Origin of the sequence: Rhodanobacter sp. B05 (assembly GCF_002001085.1) — a bacterium.
Classification (GTDB): domain Bacteria; phylum Pseudomonadota; class Gammaproteobacteria; order Xanthomonadales; family Rhodanobacteraceae; genus Rhodanobacter.
The window spans coordinates 110562-126587 of sequence record NZ_MUNU01000014.1; the positions used below are offsets into that span (position 1 = coordinate 110562).

Sequence of the window (16026 nt, forward strand, 5' to 3'; positions counted from 1 at the left end):
CAGGGTCACTCTTCCGCAGCGGGGGAGTTCACGCTCTCCGAGCCGGCATCACCCATCGGTGCATCACCATCGAGATCGGCACCTTCGTCACCGGCGTCATCTTCCGCATCCAGGCGCATCACGCTGACCAGGGCCTCATCCACAGGCAGCTTGATCAAGGTGACGCCCTGCGTGTTGCGGCCCAGCTGCGAAACCTCCGCCACGCGGGTACGCACCAGCGTGCCCTGGTTGGAGATCAGCATCAGCTCGTGTGCTTCGGTGACCTGCACCGCACCGACCAGCGCGCCGTTGCGCTCGGAACACTGGATGCCGATCACGCCCTGGGTGCCGCGGCCCTTCTTGGTGAACTCGGCCAGTTCGGTGCGCTTGCCGTAGCCACGCGCCGTCGCGGTGAGGATGTCGCCCTCGGCCGCCACGATCAGTGACACCACATCGGCGCCCTTGAGCAGCTTCATGCCGCGCACGCCGGCGGCGGTGCGGCCCATCGAGCGGACGGTGTTCTCGTCGAAACGATTGACCTTGCCGTTGGAGGCGAACAGCAGGATGTCGCTGTTGCCGTCGGTCAGCTCGACGTTGACCAGTGCATCGTCGTCATTGAGCCTGATCGCCAGCTTGCCCTTCTGCAGCTGGAACGCGAATTCGCTCAGCGGGGTCTTCTTGACCGTGCCGTGCTTCGTGGCGAAAAACACGAAGCGATCATCGGCGTATTCGCGGATCGGCAACACCGCCTGCACCTTCTCGCCCTCGCCCAGTGGCAACAGGTTGATGATCGGCTTGCCACGCGCGCCCGGGCCCGCTTCCGGGATCTGGTAGACCTTGAGCCAGTAGACCCGACCGGTGCTGGTGAAGGCCAGCAAGGTGTCGTGCGTGTTGACCACCCACAACTGCTCGACCACATCCTCGTCCTTCAGCGCCGAAGCCGAGCGGCCCTTGCCGCCACGTTTCTGCGCGCGGTACGTGCTGGCCGGCTGGCGCTTGATGTAACCGGTATGCGACAGGGTGACCACCATGTCTTCCGGCGCGATCAGGTCGAGCACGTTGAGATCCTCCTGCGAATGCTGGATCTCGGTGCGGCGGCCATCGCCGAATTCGCTCTTGATCGCATCGAGCTCTTCGCGGATCACTTCCAGCAGGCGGTTTGGATTCTCCAGGATCTCGATCAGGCCGCGGATGGTGTCGAGGATCTGCCGGTATTCGTCGGAAAGCTTTTCCTGTTCCAGCCCGGTCAGGCGGTTCAGGCGCATCGCCAGGATTTCCAGCGCTTGCGCTTCGGACAACTGATAGCCGTCGTCCTTCAGTCCGTCGCGCGGGTCCATGTCTTCCGGCCGCGAGGCATCGGCGCCGGTGGCGGACAACAGCGCCCGCACCAGCCCCGCTTCCCAGCGCCTTGAAACCATGCGTTCGCGCGCCTCGGCGGGCGATGCCGAGGTCTTGATCAACTCGATCATCTCGTCGATGTTGGCCAGCGCCACGGTGAGGCCTTCGAGGATATGCGCGCGCGAACGTGCCTTGCGCAACTCGAAGATGGTGCGGCGGGTGACCACCTCGCGACGATGGCGGACGAACGCCTCGAGGATGTCCTTGAGGTTCAGCAGTTTCGGCTGGCCATCCAGCAAGGCGACCATGTTGATGCCGAAGGTGACCTGCAGCTGGGTCTGCTGGAACAGGTTGTTCAGCACCACGTCGCCCATCGCGTCCTTGCGGATCTCGATGACGACGCGCATGCCGTCCTTGTCGGATTCGTCGCGCAGCTCGCTGATGCCTTCGAGCTTCTTTTCCTTGACCAGCTCGGCGATCTTCTCGATCAGCCGCGCCTTGTTCACCTGGTACGGCAGCTCGTGGACGATGATCGTCTCGCGGCCGTTCGGCTCGGTTTCGATCTCGGCCTTCGCGCGCACCAGGATGCGGCCACGACCGGTGCGATACGCCTCGATGATGCCGGAGGAGCCGTTGATGATGCCGTGGGTCGGGAAGTCCGGGCCCGGGATGTAGTGCATCAGTTCGTCGATCGAGAGCGCGGGCTCGTCGATCAGCGCGATGGTCGCCGCGATCACCTCGTTGAGATTGTGCGGCGGAATGTTGGTGGCCATGCCCACCGCAATGCCGGCGGAACCGTTGACCAGCAGGTTCGGCACGCGCGACGGCAGTACCAGCGGCTCACGCTCGCTCTCGTCGTAGTTGAAGCCGAAGTCGACGGTGTCCTTGTCGATATCGGCGAGCAACTCGTGGGTGAGCCGCGACATGCGCACTTCGGTGTAGCGCATCGCGGCGGCGTTGTCGCCATCGACCGAACCGAAGTTGCCCTGCCCGTCGACCAGCATGTAGCGCAACGAAAACGGCTGCGCCATGCGCACGATCGCGTCGTAAACCGACTGGTCGCCGTGCGGATGGTATTTACCGATCACGTCGCCGACCACGCGGGCGGACTTCTTGTACGGCTTGTTCCACACATTGCCGAGTTCGTTCATCGCGAACAGGACGCGGCGATGCACAGGTTTCAGGCCATCGCGGACATCCGGGAGGGCGCGGCCCACGATCACGCTCATGGCGTAATCGAGATAGCTCTGGCGCATCTCGTCTTCGATGTTGACGCGAATGATTTCTTTGGCGGTTTCTGCCATTGAGCGGCTTCCCTGGGGACAAAAAAAGGACGCTGGCGACGCGCCTCAAGCGCATGCGCGAGCGACCCGAAAACAACCCGTCAAGTGTAACACGAATGGTCGCAAAACGGCAGGATTTAAGTCATGAAAATCAATGACTTACGAGGCCGTTCCCGAATGCCCGAAAAGTGCCTCTCGCGCCGCCGCAAAATTGACCAGTGCCGCAGGCATGGCGCCTGCGGCCGCGGCCAGCGCATGCCCTTTTGTGGGATCCGAACAGGTCAGCGGCGGCAGCGCGTCGAGGCCGTATTTGAGCACCGCGCCCACGACAAACAGGGCGGACCGCGAAACAGTTTCACCACCCGAACATCGCCTGCATCGAGATGCTGTTCGGTCGTTCGATCACCCCGCGCTCGGTCACGATCGCATCGATCAGTTCGGCTGGTGCCACGTCGAACACCGGGTTCCACGCCCGCGCACCTTCGACCACGGTACGTTTGCCGGCCGTACTCAGCAGCTCGGCTGGATCGCGCAGTTCGATCTCGATTTCCTCACCGCTGCCGGTGGCCATGTCGACCGTGGACGACGGCGCCACCACCATGAATTTCACGCCGTGGTATTTCGCGGCGATCGCCAACTGATAGGTGCCGATCTTGTTCGCGGTATCGCCGTTGGCGGCGATCCGGTCGGCGCCGACGATCACCCATTGCACCGCACCGGACTTCATCAGATGCGCGGCGGCGGAATCGGCGATCAGTTGGGCCGAGATGCCGTCGCGCACCAGCTCCCACATGGTCAGCCGCGCGCCCTGCTGCCACGGCCGGGTTTCGCCGGCATACACATGGTCGATCCGGCCCATGGCCACGCCGGCGCGGATCACGCCCAGGGCCGTGCCGAAGCCGGCGGTCGCCAGCGAACCGGTATTGCAGTGGGTCAGCACGCCGGAGTGTGTGCGAATCAGCGCAGCGCCCAGCTCGCCCATCCTGCGATTGGCGGCCAGATCCTCGTCCTGGATCGCCTGCGCCTCACGCACCAGCGCCGCGGCATCGGCACCGGCCACGATGCGCTTTTTCATCCGGTCCAGCGCCCACATCAGATTCACCGCCGTCGGGCGCGCGGCACGCAGCGTGGTCAGCACCTCGTCGAGTGGTTCGCCCTGTTTCGCTGCCAGCGCCACACCCCACGCGGCGGCGATGCCGATCGCCGGCGCACCACGCACGGCCAGATCCTTGATCGCCTGGGTGATCTGGCCGGCGTCGGCACAGTTGATCCAGCATTCCTCACCCGGCAGCAGCCGCTGATCGAGCAGTCGCAGATGATCACCCTGCCATTGCACGGCACGGATGCGGTCGTAACGGTCGTAATCCATGGGTATGTCTTTACTGCTCAGTCAAACGGATGCCAGCTATCTGATCGGGCCGAGGGCTTACGGCGCCTCGGGCATGACCAGCCACATGATCAGGTAGATCAGGATGCCCGATCCGCCGAGCAGGGTCAGCACGATCCAGGCAACCCGCACCAGAGTCGGGTCCCAGCCGTAATATTCGGCAATCCCCGCGCAGACACCGGCCAGCTTCCTGTCGTTGCGCGAACGGTACAGACGTTTCTCCATGCCAAAGACCTCGAAGGGAAAGTCGTCAGTCTCTCGCACTCAGCCACTGATGGATAGCCGGCGGAACCTCGCGCTGCGCACGGCCGGATACATAGATCCCGATATGGCCACCCTTGAACGCGAGCTGGGTGTAGTCGGTGGTGCCGACATGCCTGCCCAGCGCACGCGAGGCATCCGGCGGCACCAGGTGATCCTGCTCGGCGAAGATGTTCAGCACCGGCTGCGTCACCATGCCCAGGTCCACCGGTCTGCCGCCGATCTCGAGCGTGCCCTTGACCAGCTTGTTGCCCTGGTAGAAATCCTTGATGAACTGGCGAAATGCTTCGCCGGCCTGATCCGGCGAATCGAAAATCCAGCGTTCCATGCGCAGGAAGTTCTCCAGCTCGGTCGGGTTGTCCAGGATGTCGACCATGCCGATGTACTTCTGCTGGTTCAGCCGCACCGGCTTCAGCGTGAGGTAGACGTAGTTCATCAGCCCGGCAGGGATGTTGCCCATGGTGTCGACGAACAGGTCCACGTCCATGCTGCGGCACCAGCTCGACAGCATGTTGTCCGGTGTGTGGAAATCCACCGGGGTGACCATGGTGATCAGGTTCTTCACCTTGGTCGCGTGCAGCGCGGTGTAGCACAGCGAGAACGCGCCGCCCTGGCAGATACCGAGCAGGTTGATCGCTTCGAGATCGTGACGCTTGCGCACCGCATCGACGCAACGATCGAGATAGCCGTTGATGTAATCGTCCAGGGTCAGCCAGCGATCGGCGCCGTCGGGATAGCCCCAGTCGATCAGGTAGACGTCCTCGCCTTGCTCCAGCAGGTTGCGCACCATCGACCGGTCGGCCTGCAGATCGGTCATCCACACCGTGTTGACCAGCGCATAGACAATCAGCAACGGGGTTTTCGCAGTCGGCTTGTGACTGCCCTTGAAGTGCCACACCTTCAGCTTGTCTTCGCTGTAGACCAGCTCGCGCGGCGTGTTCGCATACTCGGGTTCGCGCATGCTGCGCAGATGGCCCATGCCGGCGGCAAGCTTGCGCTGGAACGCGGCGATATCACCCAGAGCCTTGGTCGGGTCGATGCGCAATGGCGTGTACATGGCAGCGTCTCCTTACTTGCGCTTGCGCGGGCTGGTGCGGGATGAGGGTGCAGCGCTGGACTTGGCCTTGCTGGCCACCGCCGTACGCGCGACCTTTGCCGGGGCCTTCGAAACAGACGTTTTTACCGCCGAAGTCGCCGGCCTGGCAGGCGCAGCCTTCTTCGTGGTGGGAGCCGCGGTCGAGCCACTGGCGAACTGACGCTTCAGCGCAGCCAGTTCACGGCGCAAGGCCATGATCTCGTCGGCATGATCTTCGGTCGCCGGCGCGGAGCTGGCACGGAACTCCCGGCGCAAGGCTTGCAGTCGTTCGCCGAGGCTCGACACCTCGCTGCGCGTCGGTACGCCGAGTTGCTGGCAGAACTGTTCGGTCTGCTGCTGCTGCATCTGGCGCACGCGCATCTGGGTGTTGACCATCTCGCCGTAAACTTCGCGAAACTCATCGGTCAGCGCGATCTCGGCGTAGGCCTCTTCCGCAGCGTCCACCCACAGGTCGTATAGCGCCTTCAGCGAATCGATCTGGCGACCGGGCTCGGCACGCTCGGCCAGCTTGTCCTGCAGCCGCTGCATTGCCTGCGTGTTGGAGCGCTGGATCAACGCCTGATAACGCGCGGAGGCCTGCAACGATGCCAGCACGGCGGCTGCCATCGCCTGCTGCTTCATCTGTTGTTCGCGATCCTGGCCGAACGCCGGCGTCGGCCCATGTGCACCTGGCAGATCGCCAAAACCGCCGTGCTGCGCGGCCTGCTGCCAGGATTGCCATTGCCGCGCAAAGCCTTCCGCGCCGGCGCTGTCGATGCCGCCGAACGCCTGCGCAAACGGCTGGCTGGCACCACCGAACAACTGCTGCAATTGCTGGCGCCAATCGACCGGCTGGGCCGCGGCACCGTTGGCAGCGGCACCCTGCATCCAGTCGAAATATCCTTTCAGACCGGCCAGGGTGCGTTCCAGCGTGTCGTTGCCGGAAGCCGGTGGCGGCGGCGGCGTGAAAAACGGATTGGCGACAGGCTGGGGCTGCTGCTGCTGCAGCAGCTGGCGCGTCCAGGCGTCCCAGGATTGCTGCGCCAGGGTCTGATAGTCCCTGATGAAATCGTTCGCGGGGTCGGCCATCGGTGCGTCCTCATGCGTGGTTCCTGCATCCTAGCAAAAACGTGTTGCGCATAATCACCGGTCGCAGAACGCACAAGGCCCGGCATATGCCGGGCCTTGTGGAATCACGCTGACCTTGAAACTCAGGCAGTGGCGCCGCTGGCGCGCTCGTCTTCGGTCACGGCCTTCATCGACAGGCGGATGCGGCCCTGCTTGTCGACTTCCAGCACCTTGACCTTGACGATGTCGCCTTCCTTGAGCTTGTCGGAAACCTTCTCGACCCGCTCGTCGGAGATCTGCGACACGTGCACCAGACCATCCTTGCCCGGCATGATCGTCACGAAGGCACCGAAGTCCATCAGCTTGGCGACCTTGCCCTCGTAGATGCGACCCGGCTCGACGTCGGAAGTGATCTGCTCGATGCGCTTCTTCGCCGCTTCGCCTGCCTCGCGATTGACCGAACCAATGATGATGGTGCCGTCGTCGCTGATGTCGATCGTGGTGCCGGTTTCTTCGGTGATCGAGCGGATGGTGGCGCCGCCCTTGCCGATCACTTCGCGGATCTTGTCCGGATGGATCTTGATGGTGATCAGGCGCGGCGCGAACTCGCTCATCTCGGTGCGGGCGGTGGTGAGCGCCTTGCCCATTTCGCCGAGGATGTGCAGACGGCCCTGCTTGGCCTGGGCCAGCGCAACCTTCATGATCTCTTCGGTGATGCCGTCGATCTTGATGTCCATCTGCAGCGCGGAGATGCCATCGGCGCTACCAGCCACCTTGAAATCCATGTCGCCCAGATGATCCTCGTCGCCCAGGATGTCGGACAGCACGACGAAGTCGTTGCCTTCCTTGACCAGGCCCATCGCGATACCGGCCACCGGCGCCTTCAGCGGCACGCCCGCGTCCATCATCGCCAACGAGGAACCGCACACCGAGGCCATCGACGAGGAACCGTTGGACTCGGTGATTTCCGAGACCACGCGCACCACGTACGGGAATTCCTCGATGCTCGGCTTGACCGCCTGCACGCCGCGCTTGGCAAGACGGCCGTGGCCGATCTCGCGACGCTTCGGCGCACCGAAACGGCCGGCCTCACCCACCGAGAACGGGGGGAAGTTGTAGTGGAACAGGAACGGATCCTTCGACTCGCCACCCGGCGCGTCGATGATCTGCGCGTCACGCGTGGTGCCCAGCGTGATCACGACCAGCGCCTGCGTCTCGCCGCGGGTGAACAGCGCCGAGCCATGGGTACGCGGCAGCACGCCCACACGGGCGGTGATCGCGCGCACGTCGTCGAGCTGGCGACCGTCGATGCGCACCTTGGTCTTCAGCACGCTGTCGCGCATGGTGTGGTATTCGAGTTCCTCGAATTCCTTGGCCATCGCGGCGCTGGACCAGCCGTTCTCTTCGGCCTGCGCCTTGAGACCCGCCAGCACATCGGACTTGATCGCGGAGATTGCGTCGCGACGCTCCAGCTTGTCGCGCACCGAGAAAGCTTCGGCCAGCTGATTGCCGACCGCGCCCTTGACGGCAGTGACCAGCGACTCGTTGCGCGCCGGTGCCTTCCAGTCCCACGACGGCTTGGCGGCTTCGGTGGCCAGTTCGGCGATCGCACGGATCGCGGTCTGCATCTGCTGGTGACCGAACATTACCGCGCCGAGCATGACGTCCTCAGACAGCAGCTTCGCTTCGGATTCCACCATCAGCACGGCGCCAGCGGTGCCGGCGACGACCAGGTCCAGATCGGAGGTCTTCAGCTCGGTGGCCGTCGGGTTCAGCAGGTATTTGCCGTTGGCGTAACCGACGCGGGCAGCGCCGATCGGGCCCTTGAACGGGATGCCGGCCAGCGACAGCGCGGCGGAGGCGCCGAGCAGGGCGACGATGTCGCCATCGACTTCCGGGTTCAGCGAGACAACCTGAGCGATCACCTGCACTTCGTTCTTGAAGTCTTCCGGGAACAGCGGGCGCACCGGACGATCGATCAGGCGCGAGGTCAGCGTCTCCTTCTCGGTCGGGCGGCCCTCACGCTTGAAGAAGCCGCCGGGGATGCGGCCGGCGGAGTAGAACTTTTCCACGTAGTCGACGGTGAGCGGGAAGAAATCCTGGCCTTCCTTCTGCTTGGTCGCAGCGACCGCGGTGACCAGCACCACGGTGCCGCCCATGCTGGCCATGACCGCGCCGGATGCCTGGCGGGCAATTTCGCCCGTCTCCAGCGTGACTTCGTGATTACCGTACTGGAATGACTTGGTTACTTTTGCCACGTTGGAATTCCTGAGTTTTATTTGAGAGTGCGGCCAGGGATGGCCGCTTCTTGATCTCAGCGTTCACGAACGAACGCACAAACTACTCCCGCACGAATTACCGACGCAGGCCGAGCCGTTCGATCAGGGTCTGATAGCGCGCCAGATCGCGATCCTTCAGGTAGCTGAGCAGGCGCTTGCGCTGGTTGACCAGCTTCAGCAGGCCGCGGCGGGAATGATGATCCTGCTTGTGATCCTTGAAGTGGCCGGTGAGATGGTCGATGCGGGCGGACAGCAGGGCCACCTGGACTTCGGTCGAACCGGTATCGTTCGGCACGCGGCCGAAATCAGCAATGATCTTGCCGGTCTGTTCTGCGGTAAGAGACATGGGTATACGTTTCCTTGAAAGGCGATGCGAAGCTTGCGCTTGCATCATCGCGATGACGCAAGCGCAAGCTTCGCCCAAGTTGAGTGAAAGCGTTGAAATAACTTGTCTATTCTACTGATGGTGGTGGTGTCACAACAAGTGCGCAGAGGTGTTTTCGGGCAAATCAGTCAGTCTGGCGGCAGGTTGAAGCCGCGCAGGATGCGCGCGCAGTGCTGCCCGTCCACTTCAAGCAAGGCCAGCAACGCGCCATCGCTGGCAAACGCGGTGCAGCGTCCCGCCGGGAATGATGCGGGCAATGGAATCCGCTGACCGCGGGATATGGCCAAGCTCTGGACGTCATCCAGTTGTACCGACGGCAGGTCGGACAGGCCCGCGGCGACCGGCAGCAGGTACGCCAGCAGCGACGTATCGCCCTGCTCCGCGGCCTGCTGCAACTGCTCCAGCGTGACCATCCGCGGCTCACGGAACGGCTCGACCCAGATCCGCCGCAACGCGGTCAGATGCGCGCCACAGCCCAGGTCCTCGCCCAGATCCGCCGCCAGCGAGCGCACGTAGGTGCCGGAGCCGCATTCGACCAGCAACCGCAGGCTGTCGCTGGTGCGCGCCAGCAGCTCCAGCCGGTGGACATCGACCTCGCGTGGAGGTACCTCGACGGTCTCGCCACGGCGCGCTTTGACATAGAGCCGTTCTCCATCCCGCTTCAACGCCGAATACATCGGTGGCACCTGCAGGATGCGTCCACGCAGCCTGGCCAGGGCAGCCTCGATCACGGCGTCATCGAGCGCTGGCAATGGACGCTGCTGGACGACCTCGCCCTCGCTGTCGGCCGTGTCGGTGGTGACCCCGAGCCGGCACTCCGCCAGATAGGCCTTGCGCGCGCCGAGCAGGTTGCCGGCCAGCTTGGTCGCCTCGCCAAAACACAGTGGCAGCAAACCGGTGGCCAGCGGATCCAGCGCGCCGGTGTGACCACCCTTGGACGCGCGCAACAGGCGCCGCACCGCCTGCAAGGCCTGGTTGGAACTCAGACCCAGCGGCTTGTCCAGCAACACGATGCCGTGCAGGTCACGGGACTTGATGCGCGGCGGACGATTCATCGGTTCAGCAACATCCGGGCCGTCGACTCAATCGTCCTGCTTGTCGCCATCGCGCGGGGGCAGGTCGCGCGCCTGCTCGCGCAACAGCGATTCGATGCGCTCGCCCTTGTCGACCGAATCGTCGTACTTGAATTTCAGTTCGGGCACCCGCCGCATGCGCATGCCGCTGTGGGCCAGCGCATGACGGATCTCGTGGCTGATCTGGTTCAGCGCCTTCACCGCGGGAAGGCCCTGCTCGGGCATCAGCGCGGTAACCCACACCGTGGCCCAGTCCAGGTCACGGGTGATCTCCACGTCCGACACACTGACCGAGGGCAGGCCGTGGTCGCGCACCGCCGCGTGCACCAGCAAGCCAAGCTCGCGGCGCAGTTCGGCACCGATGCGGTCGGTTCGTTTGAAGTCGCGGGAGGGCATGAAAAAAGCTCCGAAGGACGATTTCCCTTCTCCCTGCGGGAGAAGGTGCCCCGAAGGGGCGGATGAGGGTTCCCGACCCTGACTGAACTCTGCGCCGGGAAGGCTGCGCAAGCCGGGAACCCTCACCCCAACCCCTCTCACCCGCAATGGGACTCCCTAAGGGTCGCCGACGGGAGAGGGGTAAAAAATTACAGCGTTCTGGCCACTTCGGTGCGTTCGAAGCACTCGATCTGGTCGCCTGGCTTGACGTCGTTGTACTGCTTCACGGCGATGCCGCATTCCATGCCGTTGCGCACTTCGTCGACCAGCTCCTTGAAGCGGCGCAGCGATTCCAGCTCGCCTTCGAAGATCACCACGTTGTCGCGCAGCACACGGATCGGCTTGCTGCGCTTGACCATGCCCTCGGTGACCATGCAACCGGCCACGGCGCCGAACTTCGAGCTGCGGAACACGTCGCGGACTTCGGCAGTACCGATGATGTCCTCGCGCACTTCCATGCCGAGCAGGCCGGTCGCGGCCTGGGTCACCTGGTCGATCACGTCATAGATGATCGAGAAATAACGCACGTCCAGGCCAGCCGTCTCGATCACCTTGCGCGCGGATGCATCGGCGCGCACGTTGAAGCCGATGACCAGCGCCTTCGAAGCCGCCGCCAGGGTGGCGTCGGATTCGTTGATGCCACCCACGCCGGAAGAGACCACGTTGACCCTGACCCGCTCGTTGCCGATCTGCGTCAGCGACTCGCGCAATGCCTCGACCGAGCCCTGTACATCGCCCTTGACCAGGATGTTGAGCGTCTGCTGCTCCACGCCCTGACCCATCTTGGCGATGATGTCCTCGAGCCGGTTGCTCTTGCTGACCATCCGCGTCTCGCGCCGCTTGAGCTCACGCTCCTGCGCCACTTCACGGGCCAGACGCTCATCCTCGACGCAGACGAAATCGTCGCCGGTTTCCGGCACGCCGGACAGGCCGAGCACCTGCACCGGGATCGACGGGCCGGCTTCGTTCACCTGCTTGCCGGTTTCGTCGATCAGCGCGCGCATGCGGCCGTATTCGACGCCGCAGACCACGAAGTCGCCGCGGCGCAACGTACCCTGCTGCACCAGCACCGTCGCGACCGGGCCACGGCCACGGTCCAGGCTGGATTCGATCACCACGCCGGAGGCACGGCCGTCGGCCACCGCCTTCAATTCCATCACTTCGGCCTGGATCGAGATCGCATCGAGCAGATCCTCGACGCCCATGCCGGTCTTGGCCGACACTGGCACGAACTGCACGTCGCCACCCCAGTCCTCCGGCACCACTTCCTGCGCGACCAGGCCCTGCTTGACGTTGTCCGGGTTGGCGCCGTCCTTGTCCATCTTGTTGACCGCCACGATCAACGGCACCTTGGCGGCGCGCGCGTGCTTGACCGCCTCGATCGTCTGCGGTTTCACGCCATCGTCGGCGGCCACCACCAGGATCACGATATCGGTCGACTGCGCACCACGGGCGCGCATCGAGGTGAACGCGGCATGGCCGGGCGTGTCCAGGAAGGTGATCACGCCCTTGGACGTTTCCACGTGATACGCGCCGATATGCTGGGTAATGCCGCCCGCTTCGCCGGAGGCGACCTTGGTGCGGCGGATGTAGTCGAGCAACGAGGTCTTGCCGTGATCGACGTGACCCATGATCGTCACCACCGGCGGACGGGTGACTTTCTCGCCCTCCAGCTCGACGCTCTGGGTATGCGCAGCCAGGGTGTCCTCGGCGTTGTTCTGGTTGTCGGCCACCGGTGTATGGCCGAGTTCCTCGACCACCAGCACGGCGGTGTCGTGATCGATGGTCTGGTTGATAGTCGCCATCACGCCCATCTTGAACAGTGCCTTGACCACCTCCGAGCCCTTCACCGCCATCTTCTGCGCCAGGTCGGCGACGATGTTGGTATCGCTCACCACGACTTCACGCACCACCGGCGCCGTGGGTCGCGAGAAGCCATGCGAGCCGGCGGAAGCACTGGTGCCGCCGCGGGGGAGTGTCTCGCGCCCGCCGCCGCGCCCGGACTTGCCGCGCTTGCTGCTGGACGAACGACGTGCGCGATCGGCCTCGCTCAGATGCATCTGGCCGCCGGCGAAGCGCTTGCTGCCGTCGCGCTCCTGCTTGCTGTTGACGTCCTCGTTGCGCTCGCGCGCGTGCTTCGGCTTGGCGCGAGGCGAGTCGGCCACCGCTGTCGGCGGGGCCACCGGTTCAGCGGGGACTGGTGTCGGCTTGACCACCTTTTCGCGTTTGCGCGGCTCATGGATGCGCGGCAGGATCATGCCCAGATCGCGCTGATCCATGCGCTGGACGGCAGTCGGGTCGTCCTCGCCCGTGTCGGCTGCGTCCTGGCTTGCCGGTGTCGCTGCCATCGCGGTGTCGTCCGCATGGGCCTTGTCCGCCACCGTGGCTCCCGCCTCGGCTTGCTGCGACTCCTGCTGGCGCTGCTGCTCGTCGAGCGCGCGCTGTTGCGCTTCGTGCTCGCGACGCTGCTCGGCATCGAGGCGCTCGCGATCTTCCTGCTCACGCTGCTGCTTGGATTCCTGCAGCTTGCGTACCGCGTCCTCGCGTTCGGGCTCGGCGCTGGCTTCCTCGGCGATCACGCTGCGCTTGACGTAGGTGCGCTTGGCACGCACCTCGACATTGACGGTCTTTGCCGAAGCGGCCGCACCACGGCCACCGGACCCGGCCACCTTCAGTTCGCCGACGGTACGTCGCCTGAGGGTGATCTGGCGTGGTGCCGCGTCCTCGACCTCGGCGGCGGCCTCGTTCTTGCCATGTGTACGGCGCAGGAATCCCAGCAGCTTCACCTTCTCGGTGCTGCTGATGACCTGTTCCTGGTCGGAGAATTTCATGCCCGCCTCGCCAAGCTGGGTCAGCAGCTTGTCTACCGGCATGCCCAATACCTGGGCGAGTTGTTTGATCGTGACGTCCGACATTCTGTTCTCTGCTCCGCCGTTCCCGCGCTTGTCATTCCGTGCGGCATGGTGTCCGCCGCCGCCCGCATCCTTGGTGAAGAGTCATTTCAGACCCTTCCCGGCGCACCCATCCAGGGTGCCACCGTGTCCACGGCTAGCCGCCCTGCTCCAGCCGGGCAATCATCGGTGCGCGCGCGGCCATGATCAACGCGGCGGCACGTTCTTCGTTCATGCCTTCGATGTCGATCAGATCATCCACGGCCAGGTCGGCCAGGTCGTCCACCGTGCTTACCTCGCGTGCCGCCAGGGCGTAGGCGGTGGTCTCGTCCATGCCTTCCAGTGCCAGCAGTTCCTCGGATGGCTGGTGCTCGTCGACGCCCTCCTCCACCGCCAGCGCCTCGGTCAGCAAGGCGTCGCGGGCACGGGCGCGAAGTTCCTCGACGATGTCCTCGTCGAAACCCTCCACCGCCAGCAACTCGGCGCTGGGCACGTAGGCAATCTCCTCGATGCTGGAAAAGCCTTCCTGCACCAGGATCACGGCGATTTCCTGATCGACCTCGAGCTTGTCCATGAACAACGCCCGGGCCGCCTCCTGCTCCGCCTCGCTCTTGGCGGTGACCTGGTCCTGGGTCATCACGTTGAGCTGCCAGCCGGTCAGCTTGCTCGCCAGGCGCACGTTCTGGCCACCGCGACCGATCGCCTGGGACAGTTTGTCCTCGGCCACCGCGATGTCCATCGAATGCTTTTCCTCGTCCATGATGATCGACTGCACCTCGGCCGGTGCCATCGCGTTGATCACGAACTGGGCCGGATTCTCGTGCCACAGGATGATGTCGACGCGCTCGCCGTTGAGGTCGTTCGACACCGCCTGCACGCGCGAACCGCGCATGCCGATGCAGGCGCCGATCGGGTCGGTGCGGCTGTCGTGCGCCAGCACCGCGATCTTGGCGCGATCGCCGGGATCGCGCGCGCAACCCTTGATCTCGACCAGGCCCTGGCCGACTTCGGGCACTTCCAGCTTGAACAGCTCGATCATGAACTCCGGTGCCGCACGCGACACGAACAACTGCGGCCCGCGCACCTCGGACTTCACTTCGTAGAGATAGCCGCGCACGCGGTCGCCGACACGCGCGGACTCGCGCGGAATGGTCTTGTCGCGCGGGATGAATGCCTCGGCGTTGCTGCCCAGGTCGAGGTAGATGTTGCCGCGCTCGACCCGCTTCACGATGCCGGTCACCAGCTCGCCGAGGCGATCGGCGAAGGCGTCCACCACCTGCTGGCGCTCGGCCTCGCGCACGCGCTGCACGATCACCTGCTTGGCGGCCTGCGCGGCGATGCGACCGAATTCGGCGTTCTCGACCTGCTGCTCGATGTACTCGCCGACCTGGGCGTCCGCACGCTCGTCCAGCGCATCCATCAGGCGCAGCTGGTACGACGGCGATTCCATCTCGCCGTCATCGGCAATGATCTCCCAGCGCCGGAAGGTTTCGTACTCGCCGGTGTCGTGATTGATCGCCACGCGGATATCCGGCTCCTCGTCCGGATAGCGCTTCTTCGCCGCCGACGCCAGCGCGGCTTCCATCGCCTCGAAGATCACTTCCTCCGGCACGCCCTTTTCATTGGCGACCGCGTCGACGACCAGCAAAAGCTCTTTGCTCATTGCAGCAACTCCGTAAGTATCCGGTCCGGATACCGATGGTTGAATTGTTGTGTCCACTCCGGAACACAAAACCTGGAACGCGGCCATGGATGGCCGCACTGAATTACTTTTTGCCGCCGGGCTTGGGCTGCGGCGCGTAACCCAGCGCCACCCAGTCCGGCACCACGCGGGCACTCTCCACCAGGGAGTGCCCGAACTCGAACGTCCTGCCTTCGCCTTCCAGCGCGATCTGCCCTTCGCGTACCGAGGTCAGTTTTCCGCGCAGGCGACGGCGCCCTTCCAGTGGCGCCTTCAACAACACCTTCACTTCCTGTCCGGTGGCCTTTTCGAACTGTGCTGCCGTGAACAGCGGTCGATCGATGCCCGGCGAGGACACTTCCAGCACGTAGTGGCCGGGAATCGGATCTTCCACGTCGAGCAAGGCGGAGAGCTCCCGACTGGCCTTCTCGCAGTCCTCGATGCCCACTTCGCGACGCTCCGCGTCGACACTCGCGTCCGGCGCATCCTTGTCCAGCAGCTCCAGGTAAACGCGCAGGGTACTCTGCCCGTGCGACGGGGTGAACTCCACGCCGAGGCATTCCAGACCCAGATCGGCCAGTACCTCGCTGAAACGTTGTGCCAGTGCCTGTGTATCCATCTACTCACCCGAACCGGATCGCGGAAACAAAAAATGGGCTCCAACGGCCCATTTCCCTATCTCGCCGATGTTCCTCCTCGTGCAGCCTTCCGCGTGCCACGCCCGCCATGCAGTGCGGCACCGCGCATCCTTGCGGCCAACAAAAAAGCCTCACGAGGAGGCTTTCTTGCATCAAGAAAGATCTGGTAGCGGGGGCAGGATTCGAACCTGCGACCTTCGGGTTATGAGCCCGACGAGCTGCCAGACTGCTCCACCCCGCATCAGAGTCCGCG

Annotated in this window: 12 protein-coding genes and 1 tRNA gene; all 13 read right to left on the reverse strand. The window is 64.4% G+C overall.

From position 1 onward, the window contains the following. Positions 1-5: 5 nt before the first annotated feature. The 13 genes from gyrA to B0E47_RS08010 all read right to left on the reverse strand — a co-directional run bounded on the left by gyrA (position 6) and on the right by B0E47_RS08010 (position 16014). Complete coding sequence (gene gyrA, locus B0E47_RS07950; protein ID WP_077513475.1) at positions 6-2621, reverse strand: DNA gyrase subunit A; 2616 nt, start codon at positions 2619-2621, stop codon at positions 6-8. A gap of 334 nt (positions 2622-2955) precedes the next feature. After that, positions 2956-3969 (reverse strand): S-methyl-5-thioribose-1-phosphate isomerase, encoded by a 1014-nt coding sequence (gene mtnA / locus B0E47_RS07955; protein WP_077513477.1) that lies wholly within the window; start codon positions 3967-3969, stop codon positions 2956-2958. Between the two features lie 57 nt (positions 3970-4026). Next, positions 4027-4212, reverse strand: coding sequence for a PspC domain-containing protein (locus B0E47_RS07960; RefSeq protein ID WP_077513479.1), 186 nt, complete (start codon positions 4210-4212; stop codon positions 4027-4029). A gap of 25 nt (positions 4213-4237) precedes the next feature. Beyond that, the gene (locus tag B0E47_RS07965) at positions 4238-5305 is read right to left on the reverse strand and encodes a class III poly(R)-hydroxyalkanoic acid synthase subunit PhaC (protein WP_077513481.1); all 1068 of its coding nucleotides are present in this window, start codon (positions 5303-5305) and stop codon (positions 4238-4240) included. Between the two features lie 12 nt (positions 5306-5317). Then, positions 5318-6412, reverse strand: a complete 1095-nt coding sequence (locus B0E47_RS07970) for a poly(R)-hydroxyalkanoic acid synthase subunit PhaE (protein WP_077513483.1) — start codon at positions 6410-6412, stop codon at positions 5318-5320. 122 nt (positions 6413-6534) lie between these two features. Continuing rightward, positions 6535-8649, reverse strand: a complete 2115-nt coding sequence (gene pnp, locus B0E47_RS07975) for a polyribonucleotide nucleotidyltransferase (protein WP_077513485.1) — start codon at positions 8647-8649, stop codon at positions 6535-6537. A 97-nt stretch (positions 8650-8746) separates the two neighbouring features. Further along, positions 8747-9016, reverse strand: a complete 270-nt coding sequence (rpsO, locus tag B0E47_RS07980; RefSeq protein ID WP_008435593.1) for a 30S ribosomal protein S15 — start codon at positions 9014-9016, stop codon at positions 8747-8749. A 167-nt stretch (positions 9017-9183) separates the two neighbouring features. Then, positions 9184-10110: a tRNA pseudouridine(55) synthase TruB gene (gene truB, locus B0E47_RS07985; RefSeq protein ID WP_077513487.1), complete on the reverse strand. Its 927-nt coding sequence runs from the start codon at positions 10108-10110 to the stop codon at positions 9184-9186. A 27-nt stretch (positions 10111-10137) separates the two neighbouring features. Then, positions 10138-10524, reverse strand: coding sequence for a 30S ribosome-binding factor RbfA (gene rbfA, locus B0E47_RS07990; RefSeq protein ID WP_077513489.1), 387 nt, complete (start codon positions 10522-10524; stop codon positions 10138-10140). A 188-nt stretch (positions 10525-10712) separates the two neighbouring features. Continuing rightward, positions 10713-13478, reverse strand: a complete 2766-nt coding sequence (gene infB, locus B0E47_RS07995) for a translation initiation factor IF-2 (RefSeq protein ID WP_077513491.1) — start codon at positions 13476-13478, stop codon at positions 10713-10715. 133 nt (positions 13479-13611) lie between these two features. Continuing rightward, positions 13612-15117 (reverse strand): transcription termination factor NusA, encoded by a 1506-nt coding sequence (gene nusA, locus B0E47_RS08000; protein WP_077513493.1) that lies wholly within the window; start codon positions 15115-15117, stop codon positions 13612-13614. A gap of 103 nt (positions 15118-15220) precedes the next feature. Beyond that, positions 15221-15754 carry a ribosome maturation factor RimP gene (gene rimP / locus B0E47_RS08005; protein WP_077513495.1) on the reverse strand — a complete coding sequence of 178 codons (534 nt, stop codon included), beginning with the start codon at positions 15752-15754 and terminating at the stop codon, positions 15221-15223. A 183-nt stretch (positions 15755-15937) separates the two neighbouring features. Then, positions 15938-16014 (reverse strand) — tRNA-Met (locus tag B0E47_RS08010). Positions 16015-16026 lie beyond the last annotated feature (12 nt).